General features: G+C 38.2%; 18 protein-coding genes. 7 read left to right on the forward strand and 11 right to left on the reverse strand.

The features are described 5' to 3' along the window. Positions 1 to 69 precede the first annotated feature (69 nt). Genes arsB through U859_RS0104875 form a run of 4 tightly spaced genes read right to left on the reverse strand, consistent with a single transcriptional unit; the run spans position 70 to position 2,552 of the window. Positions 70 to 1,179, reverse strand: a complete 1,110-nt coding sequence (gene arsB / locus U859_RS0104860) for an ACR3 family arsenite efflux transporter (protein ID WP_025142299.1) — start codon at positions 1,177 to 1,179, stop codon at positions 70 to 72. Between the two features lies 1 nt (position 1,180). Next, complete coding sequence (locus U859_RS0104865) at positions 1,181 to 1,600, reverse strand: arsenate reductase ArsC (RefSeq protein ID WP_025142300.1); 420 nt, start codon at positions 1,598 to 1,600, stop codon at positions 1,181 to 1,183. Between the two features lie 19 nt (positions 1,601 to 1,619). Further along, on the reverse strand, positions 1,620 to 2,186 hold the full coding sequence (locus U859_RS0104870; RefSeq protein ID WP_025142301.1) for a DUF6428 family protein: 567 nt from the start codon (positions 2,184 to 2,186) through the stop codon (positions 1,620 to 1,622). A 36-nt stretch (positions 2,187 to 2,222) separates the two neighbouring features. Further along, positions 2,223 to 2,552, reverse strand: a complete 330-nt coding sequence (locus U859_RS0104875; RefSeq protein WP_025142302.1) for an ArsR/SmtB family transcription factor — start codon at positions 2,550 to 2,552, stop codon at positions 2,223 to 2,225. Positions 2,553 to 2,694: 142 nt separating this feature from the next. Here U859_RS0104875 and U859_RS0104880 point away from each other — a divergent pair, with 142 nt between their 5' ends. Further along, complete coding sequence (locus U859_RS0104880) at positions 2,695 to 3,108, forward strand: EamA family transporter (protein WP_025142303.1); 414 nt, start codon at positions 2,695 to 2,697, stop codon at positions 3,106 to 3,108. A gap of 247 nt (positions 3,109 to 3,355) precedes the next feature. Here the strand turns inward: U859_RS0104880 and U859_RS0104885 are convergent, their stop codons facing one another. Beyond that, a complete protein-coding gene (locus U859_RS0104885; RefSeq protein ID WP_029985466.1) occupies positions 3,356 to 5,641 on the reverse strand; it encodes a GH92 family glycosyl hydrolase in 2,286 nt (761 codons plus the stop codon). A 323-nt stretch (positions 5,642 to 5,964) separates the two neighbouring features. On the opposite strand from U859_RS0104885, the gene mnmA reads away from it, so the two are divergent. Next, entirely contained in the window at positions 5,965 to 7,056 is a 1,092-nt protein-coding gene (gene mnmA, locus U859_RS0104890) for a tRNA 2-thiouridine(34) synthase MnmA (RefSeq protein WP_025142305.1), read from the forward strand. Between the two features lie 208 nt (positions 7,057 to 7,264). Here the strand turns inward: mnmA and U859_RS0104895 are convergent, their stop codons facing one another. Beyond that, complete coding sequence (locus tag U859_RS0104895; protein ID WP_025142306.1) at positions 7,265 to 7,579, reverse strand: hypothetical protein; 315 nt, start codon at positions 7,577 to 7,579, stop codon at positions 7,265 to 7,267. A gap of 278 nt (positions 7,580 to 7,857) precedes the next feature. Here U859_RS0104895 and U859_RS0104900 point away from each other — a divergent pair, with 278 nt between their 5' ends. Beyond that, a complete protein-coding gene (locus U859_RS0104900) occupies positions 7,858 to 8,220 on the forward strand; it encodes a response regulator transcription factor (RefSeq protein WP_025142307.1) in 363 nt (120 codons plus the stop codon). Positions 8,221 to 8,338: 118 nt separating this feature from the next. On the opposite strand, the gene U859_RS0104905 is transcribed toward U859_RS0104900, so the two are convergent. The 3 genes from U859_RS0104905 to U859_RS0104915 form a co-directional block, all read right to left on the reverse strand. Further along, on the reverse strand, positions 8,339 to 8,935 hold the full coding sequence (locus U859_RS0104905) for an FMN-dependent NADH-azoreductase (protein WP_025142308.1): 597 nt from the start codon (positions 8,933 to 8,935) through the stop codon (positions 8,339 to 8,341). A 260-nt stretch (positions 8,936 to 9,195) separates the two neighbouring features. Then, positions 9,196 to 11,145 (reverse strand): glycoside hydrolase family 97 protein, encoded by a 1,950-nt coding sequence (locus U859_RS0104910; protein ID WP_025142309.1) that lies wholly within the window; start codon positions 11,143 to 11,145, stop codon positions 9,196 to 9,198. Between the two features lie 200 nt (positions 11,146 to 11,345). Then, positions 11,346 to 12,017: a DUF4142 domain-containing protein gene (locus U859_RS0104915; RefSeq protein WP_025142310.1), complete on the reverse strand. Its 672-nt coding sequence runs from the start codon at positions 12,015 to 12,017 to the stop codon at positions 11,346 to 11,348. 163 nt (positions 12,018 to 12,180) lie between these two features. Here U859_RS0104915 and U859_RS0104920 point away from each other — a divergent pair, with 163 nt between their 5' ends. Then, on the forward strand, positions 12,181 to 12,492 hold the full coding sequence (locus tag U859_RS0104920) for a hypothetical protein (RefSeq protein ID WP_025142311.1): 312 nt from the start codon (positions 12,181 to 12,183) through the stop codon (positions 12,490 to 12,492). Between the two features lie 58 nt (positions 12,493 to 12,550). Here the strand turns inward: U859_RS0104920 and U859_RS0104925 are convergent, their stop codons facing one another. Together U859_RS0104925 and U859_RS0104930 are read right to left on the reverse strand one after the other, a co-directional pair. Then, positions 12,551 to 13,375 (reverse strand): ion transporter, encoded by an 825-nt coding sequence (locus U859_RS0104925; protein WP_025142312.1) that lies wholly within the window; start codon positions 13,373 to 13,375, stop codon positions 12,551 to 12,553. Positions 13,376 to 13,403: 28 nt separating this feature from the next. Beyond that, positions 13,404 to 14,255, reverse strand: coding sequence for an SDR family oxidoreductase (locus U859_RS0104930; RefSeq protein ID WP_025142313.1), 852 nt, complete (start codon positions 14,253 to 14,255; stop codon positions 13,404 to 13,406). Between the two features lie 193 nt (positions 14,256 to 14,448). Here U859_RS0104930 and U859_RS0104935 point away from each other — a divergent pair, with 193 nt between their 5' ends. The 3 genes from U859_RS0104935 to U859_RS0104945 all read left to right on the forward strand — a co-directional run bounded on the left by U859_RS0104935 (position 14,449) and on the right by U859_RS0104945 (position 16,946). Next, positions 14,449 to 15,798 carry an alpha-L-fucosidase gene (locus tag U859_RS0104935; RefSeq protein WP_025142314.1) on the forward strand — a complete coding sequence of 450 codons (1,350 nt, stop codon included), beginning with the start codon at positions 14,449 to 14,451 and terminating at the stop codon, positions 15,796 to 15,798. A 133-nt stretch (positions 15,799 to 15,931) separates the two neighbouring features. Beyond that, positions 15,932 to 16,183 carry a hypothetical protein gene (locus U859_RS0104940; protein WP_162799858.1) on the forward strand — a complete coding sequence of 84 codons (252 nt, stop codon included), beginning with the start codon at positions 15,932 to 15,934 and terminating at the stop codon, positions 16,181 to 16,183. Between the two features lie 43 nt (positions 16,184 to 16,226). Next, positions 16,227 to 16,946 carry a DUF481 domain-containing protein gene (locus U859_RS0104945; RefSeq protein WP_025142316.1) on the forward strand — a complete coding sequence of 240 codons (720 nt, stop codon included), beginning with the start codon at positions 16,227 to 16,229 and terminating at the stop codon, positions 16,944 to 16,946. Positions 16,947 to 17,066: the final 120 nt, after the last annotated feature.

Here is a 17,066-nt window from a genome sequence, read left to right on the forward strand (position 1 = left end):
AGTCGTAATTACGAGAAGGCTTTTTCAGCCGACGAAGCAATCTTACAACAATCGCTACCAGCTTACGCTTTAAGATTGCTTCGTGCCTCGCAATGACGACTTTTCTACTTGATTTTGCCCTTCAAAATATCTCTTTCTAAACCATTTCGCCAAATTAACCAGCGCAATCAAAGCTGGTACCTCTACCAGCGGACCGATTACACCAGCAAAAGCCTGACCCGAATGAATGCCGAATACACCTATGGCCACTGCGATGGCCAATTCGAAGTTGTTGCCGGTAGCGGTAAAGGCAATAGCGGTACTTTTGCTGTAATCTGCACCGAAATACTTACCTGTAAAGAAACTGATTACAAACATTACCACAAAATAGATTACCAATGGCAAGGCAATTCGCAGCACATCCATTGGGATCTGCACAATTAATTCTCCTTTTAAACTGAACATTACCATAATGGTAAATAACAGCGCGATTAAGGTTATCGGAGAAATCATTGGGATAAAAATTGAGCGGAACCACTTTTCGCCTTTCCATTTAATCAGTATTTTTTGACTTAAAATGCCCGTTAAAAATGGAATGCCCAGGTAAATCCCTACACTTTTTGCAATCTCTACAATAGAAATGGATACAACCAAGCCTTTTAAACCAAATAAAGGCGGCAAAATGGTAATAAAGAAATAGGCGAATACACTGTACAACAATACCTGAAAAATACTGTTCAGGGCGATCAAACCAGCAGCATATTCACGGTTTCCGTCGGCAAGATCGTTCCAAACTACCACCATGGCAATACACCTGGCCAAACCGATCATAATTAAACCAACCATGTATTCGGGATAACCATGTAAAAAAACAATCGCAAGGAAAAACATTAAAAATGGCCCAATGATCCAATTTAGAACTAGTGAAGTCCCCAAAACCTTCGTATTTTTAAATACTTCGCCCAGGTTTTGGTAATTTACTTTTGCCAAGGGCGGGTACATCATCAGGATTAATCCAATTGCTAAAGGAATGTTGGTACTTCCACTGGAAAAGGAATTGATCAATATTGCAGATGAAGGAAATAAATAACCCAGCCCCACTCCAAATAGCATGGCTAAAAAAATCCAAAGGGTTAAATAGCGGTCTAAAAAGCTTAGTTTTTTAGGTTGAGTAACCGGTGCACAAACATTTGCAGACATATTATCCTCTTAAATTTTCATTTACAAAATCCTCTATGTAAGCTTTAACCAAGTCTCTTGTACTTCTGAATTGCGCCATAATTTCGGCTTCAGTACCTATTGCTTTAGCCGGATCGGGAAAGTTTTGGTGCAGTTTTATGGCCTGCGTTGGGAAGTACGGACAACTTTCTTTCGCATGATCGCAAACCGTAATCACATAATCGAAAGTAACATCAAAGTATTCTTCGATATTATTAGATGTTTGGCTGGAAATATCGATCCCATCTTCTGCCATTATTTTAACTGCCCTGGGGTTTACGCCATGCACTTCGATGCCTGCGCTGTAGATTTTAGCTATGTTTTGAGCGAAATATTTTAAATACCCTTCTGCCAGTTGACTCCTGCAACTGTTTCCGGTGCAAAGCACCAATACATTTTTCATTATTTTAAAATTTAAATTCTTAACAACAACCGCTGCCCGGTGTACAACTATTTTGATCAGCAGCGAGGTTAATCAATTCGATTTTTCTTATTTCGGGTTGAGCAGGTGCACAGCACTCTTCACCCGTTTCTGTGGTACCACAACTTCCACCGCGGTTTATCGCCTTACATTGTGTGGCATCGGGCGTTAGGTTAATAATCAGATTGTCGCCATCAATTTTAAATTCACCGGGATACATTTGCCTGGTATCAAATTCTGAATTACCGAATTCAATTTTTACAATGCCTTTTGGATTCAAAGCCAGTTTACTCTCTACCAGGTCGATAATTGACAATGCTTTTTTAACCTGCATGGCCCTGCCCTCTTCTTCTTCGGTAGGCTCCCATAACTGCACAATAATTTCTGTCCAGGCATTCATCACCCCTCCGCAATCCACTGAGGTAATTGGTGCTTGCTTAATTTCAGTGATGTGATAATTGGCATTTACCCACTTATCAGCAGCATACTGGAACTGCAACAGCAATTCAGGATAATGTAGAAGTTCAGCTTTGAAGCCGCCCCATTCCATTGAAAATTTATTAATCATAATATTGCAATTTAACGATTGATTTAGGTAAAAAATTTAACAGCAGTTTTGTTCGCCTTTATAAGAAGCAAAGAAATTGCCTAGTTGATTTTGTAGTAATTTCCACGTTTTAGGCTCAATACAATAACAAACACTCACCCCTTCTATAGTCCCCTGTATAATGCCGGCATTTTTAAGCTCTTTTAAATGTTGAGAAATGGTCGCTTGTGCTAAGCCCAATTCATCAACCAAATCGCCACAAATACAGGTATTTGATTTGAGTATACGCTGAAGAATAGCTATCCTGGCAGGATGGGCCATCGCTTTTAGCAAAGCTGCCATTTGATTTTGCTCTTCGGTAAAGATTTCTGTTTTTGTAAGTCCCATAATTTATATCGCAATATTACGATAGATAAATCAGCTATCAAAATTTATTTTTAAACTTACCCCTAAGCGCTACAGAATTTCTATAGATTCGATGCTTTACTTAGTGTATAAATATTTTGTATTTTAAATTAAAATTTAAATCATGTGGAAATTTTATGCAATACTCTCTGCTTTGTTTGCTGCTGCAACGGCCATTTTAGCCAAAGTTGGACTAAAAGGCGTTAATGGCAATGTGGCAACGGCTATCAGAACGATAGTAATCCTGTTTATTGCCTGGGGCATTGTTTTAGCAACTGGAGAAATTTCCCAGCTTAAAACATTGAGCAAAAATAACCTGATCTTTTTAGGCTTATCGGGTTTGGCAACGGGTTTATCGTGGATTTTCTATTTTAAAGCACTCGAAACGGGTAATGTTTCTAAAGTAGCCCCGATTGATAAGTTAAGTGTAGCCATTGCAATGGGTCTGGCTTTTTTGATCTTAAAAGAACCTATTGATACGAAGACATTAATTGGCGGTGGGATGATTGTAGCGGGTAGTTTGGTGATATTACTTTAAGATTTGGCGTGTATTTTTAGCCATGGAGGCACTGAAAGCACGGAATCGAATTAAGCACTAATCTTTTTCATCATTAAGAAGTTAAGAAACATTAAGGCGTTATTGGATAAGATGATTAATTAGTCCAAAGTCTTAAGTCAGCAGTCCGTAGTCTATGAAGCATCAGACTATTGACTAATGAACCACTAAAATAAACAACGTCGACTAAAAATAGCCGACGTTTTTTGGTTTACGAAAATTTTAAAAATTATTTCTTCGGTTTCGAGCTCATGTAAAAAGTAAGCTTTCCACCGTTTGTAATGTCAGCATGTTTGATTTTATGGTCGGTAATTTCTTTGCCGTTTAATAAAACCTTTTCTACATATACATTTTTATCACTTTGTTTAATGGCTTCGACCGTGAAAGTTTTGCCGTTCTCTAAATTGATAATCGCATTATTAACCAAAGGACTACCTAATGAATACACATCAGAACCTGGTGCTACGGGATAAAACCCTAAAGAAGAAAACATGTACCAGGCGCTCATTTGTCCGCAATCGTCGTTTCCACCTAAACCATCAGCAGTAGGTTTATACTGCATGTTCAAGATATGACGAACCTGTGCCTGTGTTTTCCATGGCTGATCGGTCCAGTTATAAAAATATACAATGTGGTGTGCCGGTTCGTTTCCATGAACATAGCCGCCTATAATACCTTCGCGGGTAATGTCTTCTGTATGAGCGAAAAACTCATCTGGTAAATGCATGGTAAATAAAGTATCTAAACGGGTGGCGAATTTCTTTTTACCGCCCATCATTTCGATCAGTGAAGCAGGATCCTGCGGAACGAAGAAACTATAGTTCCAGCTGTTTCCTTCAATAAACCCTTGTCCTTCGGTATCTTTCGGATCAAATTCTTTTTTAAATGTTCCATCTGCCAGTTTCGGACGCATAAAACCCGAAGCACTGTCGTAATTGTTCTTCCAGTTGTTAGAACGTTTGATAAATTCGTTATAAACATCCATACGGTTTAATTTCTTTGCCAATTGTGCAATAGACCAGTCATCGTAAGAATACTCTAAGTTGTTTGAAACTGAAATGCCCGATTTTTCAGCAGGAATATAACCTTTATCGATGTAATAGCCAATACCTTCATAATCGCGGTGTTTAGCTGTTGCAATACAGGCATCCAATGCTTTGTTCGGATCTCCCGTATAAGTTCCTTTGATAATCGCATCAGAAATTACCGAAACGCTATGGTAACCACTCATACACCAGTTATCGTTGGCATAATGCGACCATATTGGCAACATGTGCAAACTGCTCTGATCGTAATGCGCCAGCATCGATTTCACCATGTCATTACTACGCGCTGGTTGTGTAATATTGAAGAATGGGTGTAAAGCGCGGTAAGTATCCCATAGCGAGAAAGTGGTATAATTGGTAAAACCATCAGCTTTATGTACACCCTGATCTAAACCTTTATATTCGCCATTTATATCAGTATAAGTGGTTGGATTGATGTAAGCATGGTATAAAGCGGTATAAAAGTTTATTTTATTATCATTAGAAGTACTTACCTGAATTTTATTCAACTCTTTGTTCCAGGTAGCTTGTGCCTGTGCTTTTACTTTTTCAAAATCCCAGCCTGAAATTTCTGCACGCATATTCTGCAAAGCATTTTCCTGACTAACCGGCGATAAAGCAAATTTAATTTTGATCTTCTCCCCCTCTTGTGTATCAAAATCAAAGAACATTTTCAACTTCTTGCCTGCAATTTCAGGGAAGTTCTGTTCCTGGTTAAATTTACCCCAGAAACCTCTGTAAGCTTGTTTAGCATCATAACTTTTACGTCCGTAGCTTTTAAAAGGTTTAGAAAAACTCATCGCAAAATAAACCGTTCTGGTTCTGGCCCAACCATTGGTTTGGCGGTACCCTGTAATTAAAGTATCATTTACCACACGAACATAAGTCCAGACGGTTTTTTCCTCGTAATTGTAAATACCAGCCATCAGATCCAAAATAATGTGCGATTGATCCGATTTAGGAAAAGTATATTGGTGCATCCCTACCCTTGTGGTTGAGGTGAGTTCTGCGGTGATGTTATCGTCATCCAGTTTCACTTTATAATAACCTGCTTCTGCAACTTCGTTGGCATGAGAAAACGCAGAGCGGTAACCGCCTTTAGGATTTGATGCCGTGCCAGGGTTTAATTGTAGCTTTCCTTGTGTTGGCATGATCAGGAAATCGCCAAGATCAGAGTGGCCTGTACCGCTAAAATGCGTGTGACTAAAACCGGTAATGGTTTTATCTTCGTACTTGTAACCCGCACAATATTTGTACACGTCGCCGTTATATTTTCCGTTTACTTCGTAAGATAAAGTATCCGTTTCGGGACTTAACTGCACCGCACCAAAGGGAACTGTAGCACCCGGATAGGTATGTCCCATTTTAGAGGTGCCGATAATGGGCTTAACATACTGCACCAGATTCTGCTGTGCCGATGCCATCATCGCTGAAAGCAAAAGACATGGCAGGATAACTTTTTTAATCATATTGGTTTAAAATTAGCTTGTTTGTTGAAAATTCTAAGGTATAAATTTATCTTCAAATATGCATAAAACACGAGACTAAAACGTTTAAGTAAAACAAAAAATACATTTTAGATTCCTGAAGATACACTTTATTACCATTTCAAACCTCGCAGGTTTTAAAAACCTGCGAGGTTTAGTCCCCTAAAAATATTGACCGCCTAAGCCACTTAGCACACCTAAGTGATAAACCCAAGCGATTTAGCAAGCGGTTTTTACAAGTAACTGACTTCGTTTAAATAATTTCAGGTAAATAAACCTTATTTTTGCATCCTTATATTTTTAAGATGAGTAAACACGGTAGAATTCTGGTTGCCATGAGTGGCGGGGTTGATAGTTCGGTAGCGGCTGTAATGTTGCATGAGCAGGGTTATGAGGTTATTGGCTTGACCATGAAGACCTGGGATTATGCCACCTCTGGCGGTAGCAGTAAGGAAACTGGTTGTTGCTCGCTGGATAGCATTAACGATGCCCGTACACTTGCCGTAAATTATGGTTTTCCGCATTATATATTGGATATCCGTGATGAATTTGGCGATTATGTAATCGATAATTTTGTTGATGAATACCTTGCAGGAAGAACACCAAACCCATGTGTATTGTGCAACACACACATTAAATGGGAAGCGCTTTTAAAACGTGCCAATAAACTGGACTGCGAATTTATTGCAACGGGACATTATGCCAATATCCGTCAGCAAGATAGCGGCCGTTATGTAATTTCGAAAGGAAAAGACGAAAACAAAGATCAATCTTATGTACTGTGGGGTGTTTCGCAGGAAAACCTTTCGCGTACTAAATTTCCATTGGGCAGTTTTGCCAAATCTGATATCAGACAAATGGCTTTAGATATGGGACAAGAAGAACTGGCAAAAAAATCGGAGAGTTACGAAATCTGTTTCGTACCAGATAACGATTACAGGGCATTCTTAAAACATAAAGTAGAAGATTTAGAAGACAGAGTAGCCGGCGGAAATTTCATTTTAAGTAATGGAATGGTGGTTGGACAACATAAAGGTTATCCTTTTTATACCATCGGTCAGCGTAAAGGTTTGGGCGTAGCATTTGGCGAGCCAATGTTTGTAACCCAGATTTTACCAGAAAGCAATACCGTTGTATTAGGCAGAGCTGAAGAACTGGAACGTAAAGAAGCCATGGTACGTAATGTAAACCTGGTTAAATACGCCAGCATTGAAGAACCGATGAATGATGTCATTACGAAAATCCGTTATAAAGACGCGGGTATGCTAAGTACAATTGTTCAGGAGAAAGATAAAATGCGTGTGGTATTCGATCATAATGTTTCGGCCATTGCACCAGGCCAATCGGCTGTATTTTACGAAGGAAACGATTTATTAGGCGGCGGGTTTTTAGTTTAATTAATTTATTCGTTTCATCTATGCGCTGCCGTCATACCCAACCCGATAGCTATCGGATTGATTGGGGATCTTAAAGCTTATAAAAAAAATCATATTGCATTAAGATTCCCGCATGCGCGAGAATGACGACCGCTGAAAAATTCACAAAAAAAGAGTTACTGATTGGTAACTCTTTTTTTATATACAGTACATTGATTGAAAATCTTTATCACTCACTCCCCTTAAAAACGTTAATTCCGGCTGTTTTCCATTGAATGTAGCCTAAATTACCGCAAATTTGTGTCACAAAGCCTTCTACTTCTTCCGGAACATCGTTTACTACCCGCCACCTCATTTTATATTTGGGGTTGTAGCTCAAATAAACCACTACATCATCACTCCGTTGCCCAATTGCATGCAGGTGCTGTAAATGAATATCCTGCAGATCTGCCGCAGCAATCCGCAATCGTTCATTCATAATTTTGCCTAATGAAGCATCCGGTTTAAAATCTGTTTCGAATATGGGTAAAACGGTAACGGTCATAGAAAAATATATTGGCAAACAAATGTGACAAATGGTCTTTTGTTTAAATAATCAATTTAATATGCCAGCCTATGCTTAACATATCACGATCTCTCTAACACAAATTTATACTAAAAAAATTAGTAATAAAAATTATTATTGTATTTTTTTTAGTAAAGGTGAAAATTGTATAAAAGCATGACATCAATTATGCAGAGGTTAATAACTTCAACATTGTGCATAACTCCTTTAAACATCTGATAAATAGACAGGTTAATAGTATTATAAAAGTAGAGCTTATGAAAAAGTGCATCTATGTAGTTGAAGATAACCCTAACATCAGGGAAATTATCGAATTCTTATTGATTGAAGAACTTTATGAAGTAAGAACCTGTCCCGATACGAACGATTTCTGGCTTCAAATGGGCAAACATATACCAGACATGGTAATTTTAGACATCATGCTACCTGACGGAAATGGGCTGGATATCTGTAATAGCTTAAAACGGAACATTAAAACGCACAACATCCCGGTGATGATGATGTCGGCAAATAACCATTTAAATGCGGTTAAAGCGAAGTGTGATGCGGAAGATTTTATCAATAAACCTTTTGATCTGAATGATTTTGCAAGCAGGGTTGAGAAATATTTAGCAGCTTAGTTTAGTCCAAAGTCATTAGTCGTTAGTCCATAGTCTTCAGTCTTCAGTCGATTTATACAATCAACGAATTTACCAATGAACTAATGACTGATGAACTAATGACCATTGAACAATGAACTTAAAATACTATACTTTCGATAGCTTTATCTAATGCCAACTCTTTAATATCTGGTATACTTAAGCCTTCTGCCCTATATGCTGTAATATCAGTCATGCCTAAAAAACCTAATACAGCTCTTAAGTAAGATTCAGTAAAATCGTAAGCTTTCATCGGCCCTTCTGAATATATACCACCCGATGATATTGCTAAATACAGTTTTTTGTTTTTTACCAAACCTTCCGGACCGTTTTCAGAATAGCTGAATGTTTGACCTGCACGTGCAATGTGGTCAATCCATGATTTTAAAGTGGAAGGAATACCAAAATTATACAACGGCACGCCGATTACCAGTACATCGGCATCCTTAAGCTGGGCAATGGCCTCATCAGAATGTTTTATAGCTTCTGCGAACTCCGGCGTATGGTTTTCTTTCGGTGTAAAGAAAGAATTAATGTGAACCTCTTCTAAATGTGGAAATGGAGATTCGGCTAAATTACGGGTAGTTAAAGTGCTATCAGGATTTGCAGCCTGTAATTTTTCTACTATGGCATTTCCCAATTTAACACTGAAAGATGCTCCGCCCCTTGGGCTTGATATAAGATGTAATATTTTCATTTTTTTTGCCTTTTTGTGCCCGACAAAATTATGGATACGAAGTATCAAAAAGCTATCACTATACCAAAGGATAGCGCTATCCTTTAGCATAGCAGCTATTCTTTTCCAGTAAAAAAGGAGTTTCAATTAACTATTGAAAAGTCGTCATTCACAACCCGATAGCTATCGGGTTGATTGGGGATCTTAATGCATTAAGGTGTGATCATTTGCATTAAGATGCCCGCATGCGTGAGAACGAAAATACTACATTAATAATTACACTATTTAACTAACTCAATCACCGCTACAAAACCACCATCTTTCACCATATTGATATCAATTGTTTCGCCTGCTTTAACCGGCTTTACAATGCGTTTAAAATCCATGGCCTGAAAATCGGCATTGATCCCGTCCTTAATCAGCGTAATCTTATAGTTCGTATTTGGCTTTAAGAAACTGGTTTCAATTTTTAGATCATGCTTCTGATCGTTACTCATTGCGCCGATAAACCATTTTTCGCCTTTACGTTTGGCCGTAACAATATATTCGCCCACGCTTGCCTCCAGAATTTTGGTTTCATCCCAGGTTACCGGAACACTGGTAATAAACGAAGTGGTTTCCGGCTCGCGCAAATAATTGAAAGGATTATCGGCCAGCATCTGAAAGCCACTTTCAAAAACAATGTACATGGCCAGTTGATGCGCCCTTGTACCAATGCTCATGGTATTTACCCAGCTTGGCTTGTAATCCTGCTTATGTGCCGAACGCATGGCTCCTGGTGTATAATCCATTGGCCCCACTGCATTACGCAGAAAAGGCAGAAATAAGTTATTGTTGGGTGTAGCCAGGCCACCTCCAATATTTTGTTCCATTCCTACAACTCCTTCGTACGAAAGTACATTGGGATAAGCGACCTCAAGTCCGGCAGGTTTAAATGCGCCATGAAAATCTACTAAAATATGGTGTTTGGCCGCTTCTTTGGCTACACGAGTATAATAATTCACCATCCACTGGTCGCTTCTATCCATAAAATCGATTTTCACCCCTGCAATGCCCCACTTTTCAAGCGTTTCGAAAATATTTAAGTTATTTTCTACTGCCAGCCAGGTAAACCAAAGTACGATTTTTACATTTTTCTGTTTGCCATAAGCAATCAGTTCCTGCAGGTTGATGGTTGGATTAGGTTCAAACGGATTTAAGGTGGTTTTAGCCCATCCTTCATCCATAATGATGTAAGGAATGTCAAATTTAGCAGCAAAATCAATGTAATATTTATAGGTATCCTGGTTATAACCCGATTTAAAATCGACCCCATAAACATAAGCGTTGTGCCACCACTCCCAGGTAACCTGACCAGGTTTTATCCATTTGGTATCTTGTAATTGATTGGGTGTACTCAATTTATACACCATTTGGTTTGCTGCCAATTGGGTGTCTTTATCAGTAATAACTAAAAAACTCCACGGAAAAGATCTTTTTCCAGCAGTTTTGGCAATATAACCGGCTTCATTTAAAATTTTCTTACTTCTGTCTCCATCTTCTCCAAAAGCCAGAGGTACTTTAGGAAAAACAGCATCAATACTTTTATCATTTACTGCTTTTACAAATAAACATGGGTAATCATAAAGATCAGCCTCAGATAATAAGGCTTTGTACTTACCGGTATTAAATAAAATTGGCAGTACGCTCATTTTATCCTTATTTACTTTTCCAAGCTCATCCTGACGGTAGAGAATCTCGTAAGCAGTTTTGAAACTACCAGTTTCGAGATATGTTGTTTTAACATTATCGTTGAAATTGAGCTGCACATCTTCACTGTTTACTGTGATAGAATCTTTTTTATTGGTAATGAAACGATAAGCAATCCCATCGTTATAAGCCCTGAATTCGACACTGAAATCACCTTTAAAATCGAGTTTTAACAGGTTATAATAGTTTACCACCCTACTATTTTTAAGTGGAATTACCGGGTTTGAAGTAGTATTGACCGTAGAAAGTGTCTTTTTGATCAGCTTGGCATTGGCACCCAGTTTAGCCTGATCCAGATTTAACTGCAGATATGAATCGGCCAAAAAAGAATCGCCATTAAAAGTAACGGCATAACCAATCCTATCTTTAATATTTATCGATATTTTAATGCGTTTATCGGGCGATAAGAGTTCAATTGGTGCGCTAAATAACTTTATTGTAAAAAACAGCAATAAAATAGATAGTGATAAGTGTTTTCTCATATTTGATTAGGTCTTTGTGTTTTAAACAGATTAGATAAATCGTTTTAGTTAAATAAAGTTAACCACAGTTTTCGATTTCGCAAGATATTTTTAGTAATACCCCTAAATTCTAAGCAGTAGATTGAAAAACACCACACAAGCAAAGGGCCAGCTTAATAAATTAAACCGGCCCTTCTATTTTATTGATTGCTATTGAAAAATTATTTTCCGGCTAGAGCATTAACCTGTTTCAGGTGTTTTTTCAGTTCCGGCAAATATTTATTGGCGTATGCTTTGATGGCATTATCGGTAGATTGGGAAGCTTTTTCGAACAATGCAATTGCGTTTTGATGATCAGCAACCGTCATTTCTATATAGACTTGATCAAAAGCAGTTCCGCTTAATCCCTTAAGTTTTTCTGTTGCATTGGTTACTTCGGCTTCGCCGTTCCCTGTTTTTTTCGATTGCCCTGTATTACCTGCTTCGCCTGCTGCATTTTTAGTGCGTGAAGTGTCCCTGAGGTTTTCGGGAGAAGAATCGATTCTGCCATCCGGCTGCTGCCCTCCCTCAGGCAAACTCATTGGCAGGTCAACTTTTTTAAGTTTCGCCAGCGCCCTGAGTTCTTCATTGGCTTTGGTATGGGAAACAACCATCATCTGACCAAATGATTTGATTTTTTTATCTGTGGCATTATCAAAGGCCAGTTTTCCGGTCAATAATGCTTTCGTCCCTAAAACAGAAGCCTGCTGCAAAAACCCAGCTGTTGTTAAACTATCTTGTTGTTTGATGGTAATGTGATGCTGTAAACTGGCCTGAGCAGGATCACTAAACGAGATAACTGAAATGACGATTCCAACTGCGGCTGTTTTAATGGTATAAAGATGATTTTTCATGGCTAAATGGTTCTGATGTATAGTATTACAACCTTAGCAGCAATTAAAAAGTTTGAAAAATAACCCATCTTGTTTTTGAAGCTAACAGTGGCAATGATTTAAAAAAAATATTTTGTTTAAACTTAATCGGTTTTGAACCTGTTCTAATTATAAAGAACATACCATGGAAAATCTAGAAAATAATCAACCAGAAGAGGAAATTCAAAACATCGAACAGTTTCAGATCAACCGATCACAGGGAAATGCTGCTGAAGGGCATACCACGCCGGAACCTGAAGATGATAATGAATATACTGAAGATGAGGTCCCATTTGCAGATGGCGAAGGCACACAATTAAATGAAGAAATTGAAGGCCCTGAAGATGAAGAGGATGAGGAAGACCAGGAAGAAACTGAGGATTACAATGAATCAGACATTGAGGAACTGGATAAAGACCCGAATGCTTATGATGAAGATGATAGTGAAATGTTATAAATCAGAAACGTACACATGAATGAAAATTGCCAGATTGATCATCAGTCTGGCTTTTTTTTTATTTAAATAAAGATGATCCGCAATATTTACAGAACAAGGCATCGCTATCATGTCCTTCCCTGCTACAGCTCGGACAAGATTCCGGCAGTTCTTTTTTCTGCCGTGAAGCAACGGCAATATCGTGGGTAATAATTCCGGTAGGTACCGCTATAATGGCATAACCGATAAGCATGACTACAGAAGCGACAAATTTACCAAGCGGTGTAATGGGTGAAATATCACCATAACCTACTGTAGTAATGGTTACAATGGCCCAATAAATGCTTTCCGGAATATTGGAGAACCCATTTTCACGCTTTTCTACCAGATACATAATTGAACCCAGAATTACGGTGATGGTTAAAACGGTAAGCAGGAATATACTGATCTTGCGTACACTGTTTTTTAAGGCCTGGGTTAAAAAGTTGATCTCCGTTAAAAAGTGACCGAGTTTAAAGATCCTGAATACCCGGAGCAACCTTAAGGCCCTGAAAACAAGTAATGACTGTGCGCCGATAAAAAATATACTTAAATATGAGGGCAGTAATGCAACCAGATCAATAATGCCTAACGGACTTAATACATACCTGATCGGTTTGCGGATGCTGACCAATCTTAAAATATACTCGATGGTGAAAAGAGCTGCAAAAATCCATTCGGTAATGTTGAACAGTTTCCCATATTTTAAGTGGATGCTCACCACACTATCAAGCATTACGACAATAATACTGGAAAAAATGGCGATCAATAAACCAACATCAAAGGCTTTGCCCGCTGGGGTATTCGATTCGTAAATTACCTCGTGCAGTTTAAAACGCCAATCTTTTGGTTGATCTGATGCCATAGTATGTTATTTAGGCTAAAGGTAAGCATTAACCATTTACTACTTCCCCACCGTTTACGTGAATCACCTGTCCGGTAATAAAAGAAGCATCATCAGAAGCCAGAAAAACATAGGCTGGTCCTAATTCAGAAGGTTGCCCTGCCCTTTCCATCGCCGTTTCAGATCCAAAAGATTTTATTTTTTCCTGATCAAATGTTGAAACGATAAGTGGCGTCCATACCGGGCCAGGTGCAACAGCATTTACCCGGATACCTGTTTTAGCCAGATTTGTAGCCAGAGAACGGGTAAAAGAAGTAATCGCGCCTTTGGTTGATGAATAATCGATCAGGTTTGGCGACGAACGGTAAGCGGTTACGGAGGTGGTGTTAATAATCGTATCGCCTGCGTGAAAATGCTCCAATACTTCGTTTGCAAAATAAAAATAACCGAATATGTTCGTACGGAAAGTATCTTCAAGTTGTTTATCGTCAATTTTCTTCGGGTCTTTTTGTGGCACCTGCATTCCGGCATTGTTCACCAATATATTGATCTTCCCAAATTTTTTAACCGTTGATTCTACTGCTTTTTTGCAAAAAGCAGGTTTCTTAACGTCGCCTTTAATCAATAAACACTTTTTACCTTCAGCTTCAATCATTTTTTGGGTTTCCTTTGCATCAATGTCTTCATCCAGGTAAACAATGGCCACATTTGCACCTTCTCTTGCAAAATGCACCGCCACCGAACGACCAATCCCACTGTCGCCGCCTGTAATTAATGCCACTTTTTCGTTAAGCTTTCCAGCTCCTTTATAATCAGCTTTGATTACTTCAGGCCTAGGATCCATCCTGGCTTCAATACCCGGTTGTTTATTTTGTTTAGCTGGCGTTTTTTGAGTTTTCATTGCTTTGGCTTTATCAGGTTAATATTTTACTATCGCTCTTTAAACAAAGATTTCGACGGCAAAGTTTTCCTGTACTCAAATCTCCAGCAGAATTTTTAAACCAATTTAACTTAATATTTTGCTCATATCCCAACATTTTTAAAGCCCATAGCTCAGTAAATTAGCACTTTATCCTAACCAAAAACAATCACAAATGAGAAAACCTATTTTATCCGTTTTGCTGTTCTTAAGCTTAACCTTACCCGGCTTTGCCCAAAAACGATTAGGCAACGAAACCGCAGCACAAAAAACAAAAAGAATGGAATGGTGGACAGATGCCCGTTTCGGGATGTTCATCCACTGGGGGCTTTATGCCTTACCTGCCCGCCACGAATGGGTGAGAAATGCCGAACGGATTACCAACGAGAATTATCAGAAATATTTCGATCAGTTTAACCCCGATTTATTTGATCCAAAAAAATGGGCTAAAGAAGCTAAAGCTGCAGGGATGAAATACGCGGTATTAACGACCAAACACCATGAAGGTTTTACTTTATTTGATAGTAAATACACTGATTATAAAGCTACGAATACACTGGCTAAAAGAGATCTGGTAAAAGAATTTTTAGATGCTTTCCGAGCAGAAGGTATAAAAGTCGGTTTTTATTATTCGCTAATCGATTGGCACCACCCCGATTTTCCTGTCGATAAATATCACCCATTAAGACCGCAAACTGAAAGCGATGAATCTTATGCAGCGCTGAATAAAAACAGGGATATGGCCAAATACCGTAAATACCTGTATAACCAGGTTACAGAATTGCTCACCAAATACGGAAAAATCGACATTCTTTGGGCCGATTTCTCCTATCCTGGCAAATATGGCAAAGGCCGCAACGATTGGGGATCGGTAGAGTTGCTTAAACAGATTAGAAAATTGCAACCGGGTATTATTGTAGATAACCGCTTAGACCTGAACGATTACGAAGATGGTACCGATTTTGAAACGCCTGAACAGGTTGGTCCGAAGGAACTGGAGAAATACCGTGGAAAAGTTTGGGAAACCTGTCAAACCTTCTCCGGATCGTGGGGATACCACCGCGATGAAAATACCTGGAAAACGAACAGAAAATTATTGGATTTACTCATCACTTCGGTAGCCAATGGAGGTAATTTATTATTGAATGTTGGTCCTACTGCCCGTGGCGAATTTGACAGCCGAGCCAATACCGCTTTAGATAGTTTAGGGCTTTGGATGCATGCCAACTCAAAATCGATTTACCACTGTAGTTTTGCTCCTGCCGAATTTAAAGCACCTGAAGGTGTTAAACTCACCTATAATAAGGATACTAAAAAATTATATGTACACCTGTTCGAATACCCAAATACAGGTACTATCGCCTTAGAAGGTTATAAAGACAAAGCAAAATATGCCCAGTTTTTACATGATAATTCGGAGGTACAGATCGACAATGAAAAATCAACAGGTAATACACTCGTATTAAAACTGCCAAAGAAAAAGCCGGATTTTGAAATCCCGGTAATTGAATTAACGTTGAACTAATCTGCCTATATTAATCAGCGAAAGCCTGCAAGTTAAAGCTTGCGGGCTTTTTTGTGAATGGAACTTTATATAGTCTTAAATAAAGATGAACAAAACATATCGTGGTTTTTATTGTCTTCAAATAAAAAATATCATGAAAGTAAAAGGCACATTTATTTATACCCTTAAAACAGGCGAAAATGCTTTGATTCTATTAACAGAAAATAAAATAGAACAGGATAAACTTTATCAGCATTTAGCCATTGATGCTTATCAGTTTAAAAAAGAAATTGTAGAAGAAGAGCCACGTATTGTATTGATATCCGCAGGTTATAAAAATGAAAATAATGAAATCATCTGGAACCGGGAATATATACCTGTACCCAAATGGTACGACCAGAATTAAATTCAGACTAAACATATTGACAGCGATAAATGTTAAGTTGCTTATGAAGTTTATTGTATTGCCATTTTTATTTTTTATATCGTTTTTTAAGTCATACGCTCAATATACAGATAGTACCAATTACCACGTACTGCTTACTTCAACCGGATCGATTAACCGCACAAATGAAGACCGTGCTTATTTATTAAACAACGCATTAAATTTTGGATTGAAAAAGAAAAGTTTTGTATTAAACTCTACTTCTGCATGGCTTTATGGCAAACAGAACAACAACTTAACCAATAATGATTTTTCGACTACACTGAACTTTAATCTATATAAAACCTTTCCTCATTTTTATTATTGGGGTTTGGTGAATTACAATACCAGTTATTCGTTAAAATTAAAAAACCAATTGCTTGCGGGAGGTGGCATTGCTTATAGCGTATTAGACAAACCCAATGCCTATATCAACCTGAGTGATGGGGTATTATTTGATCAAAGTAGCTTAATTGTTGGCGATAGCTACAATACCTACCGAAATTCCTTAAGGTTACAATACCACTTTATGATCAGGGAATTGATTACTATTGATGGGAATCACTTTTTGCAAAACTCTTTCGATAGAAAAGGCGATTATATTATACGTTCGTCAGCAACCCTCGGATTAAAACTCCGTAAATGGATCAGTTTAACAACTGCGCTAAATTACAATAAGCTGAATATCACCAATAGTGAAAACCTAAATCTCACTTATGGATTAACGCTTGATAAGTATTTTTAGTTTAGTCGGGAGTCCGTAGTCAGAAGTTCTGCTGAGTAGATTATCTAGATTAGTCACCCTGAGCGGAGTTGAAGGGTATTTAGTTTATAGTTGAGCGTTTGGACTTCGGAATGCATTTAG

Origin of the sequence: Pedobacter jeongneungensis (genome assembly GCF_000633455.1) — a bacterium.
Classification (GTDB): domain Bacteria; phylum Bacteroidota; class Bacteroidia; order Sphingobacteriales; family Sphingobacteriaceae; genus Pedobacter; species Pedobacter jeongneungensis_A.

What these genes read in the sequence shown, in the direction of transcription:
- U859_RS0104925 (WP_025142312.1), bottom strand. Translation starts at nt 13,375, where the DNA reads ATGGCATCAGATCAACCAAAAGATTGGCGTTTTAAACTGCACGAGGTA.
- U859_RS0104865 (WP_025142300.1), bottom strand. Translation starts at nt 1,600, where the DNA reads ATGAAAAATGTATTGGTGCTTTGCACCGGAAACAGTTGCAGGAGTCAA.
- U859_RS0104895 (WP_025142306.1), bottom strand. Translation starts at nt 7,579, where the DNA reads ATGACCGTTACCGTTTTACCCATATTCGAAACAGATTTTAAACCGGAT.
- mnmA (WP_025142305.1), top strand. Translation starts at nt 5,965, where the DNA reads ATGAGTAAACACGGTAGAATTCTGGTTGCCATGAGTGGCGGGGTTGAT.
- U859_RS0104900 (WP_025142307.1), top strand. Translation starts at nt 7,858, where the DNA reads ATGAAAAAGTGCATCTATGTAGTTGAAGATAACCCTAACATCAGGGAA.
- U859_RS0104885 (WP_029985466.1), bottom strand. Translation starts at nt 5,641, where the DNA reads ATGATTAAAAAAGTTATCCTGCCATGTCTTTTGCTTTCAGCGATGATG.
- U859_RS0104930 (WP_025142313.1), bottom strand. Translation starts at nt 14,255, where the DNA reads ATGAAAACTCAAAAAACGCCAGCTAAACAAAATAAACAACCGGGTATT.
- U859_RS0104875 (WP_025142302.1), bottom strand. Translation starts at nt 2,552, where the DNA reads ATGGGACTTACAAAAACAGAAATCTTTACCGAAGAGCAAAATCAAATG.
- U859_RS0104880 (WP_025142303.1), top strand. Translation starts at nt 2,695, where the DNA reads ATGTGGAAATTTTATGCAATACTCTCTGCTTTGTTTGCTGCTGCAACG.
- U859_RS0104870 (WP_025142301.1), bottom strand. Translation starts at nt 2,186, where the DNA reads ATGATTAATAAATTTTCAATGGAATGGGGCGGCTTCAAAGCTGAACTT.
- U859_RS0104945 (WP_025142316.1), top strand. Translation starts at nt 16,227, where the DNA reads ATGAAGTTTATTGTATTGCCATTTTTATTTTTTATATCGTTTTTTAAG.
- U859_RS0104915 (WP_025142310.1), bottom strand. Translation starts at nt 12,017, where the DNA reads ATGAAAAATCATCTTTATACCATTAAAACAGCCGCAGTTGGAATCGTC.
- arsB (WP_025142299.1), bottom strand. Translation starts at nt 1,179, where the DNA reads ATGTCTGCAAATGTTTGTGCACCGGTTACTCAACCTAAAAAACTAAGC.
- U859_RS0104910 (WP_025142309.1), bottom strand. Translation starts at nt 11,145, where the DNA reads ATGAGAAAACACTTATCACTATCTATTTTATTGCTGTTTTTTACAATA.
- U859_RS0104920 (WP_025142311.1), top strand. Translation starts at nt 12,181, where the DNA reads ATGGAAAATCTAGAAAATAATCAACCAGAAGAGGAAATTCAAAACATC.
- U859_RS0104935 (WP_025142314.1), top strand. Translation starts at nt 14,449, where the DNA reads ATGAGAAAACCTATTTTATCCGTTTTGCTGTTCTTAAGCTTAACCTTA.
- U859_RS0104940 (WP_162799858.1), top strand. Translation starts at nt 15,932, where the DNA reads ATGAAAGTAAAAGGCACATTTATTTATACCCTTAAAACAGGCGAAAAT.
- U859_RS0104905 (WP_025142308.1), bottom strand. Translation starts at nt 8,935, where the DNA reads ATGAAAATATTACATCTTATATCAAGCCCAAGGGGCGGAGCATCTTTC.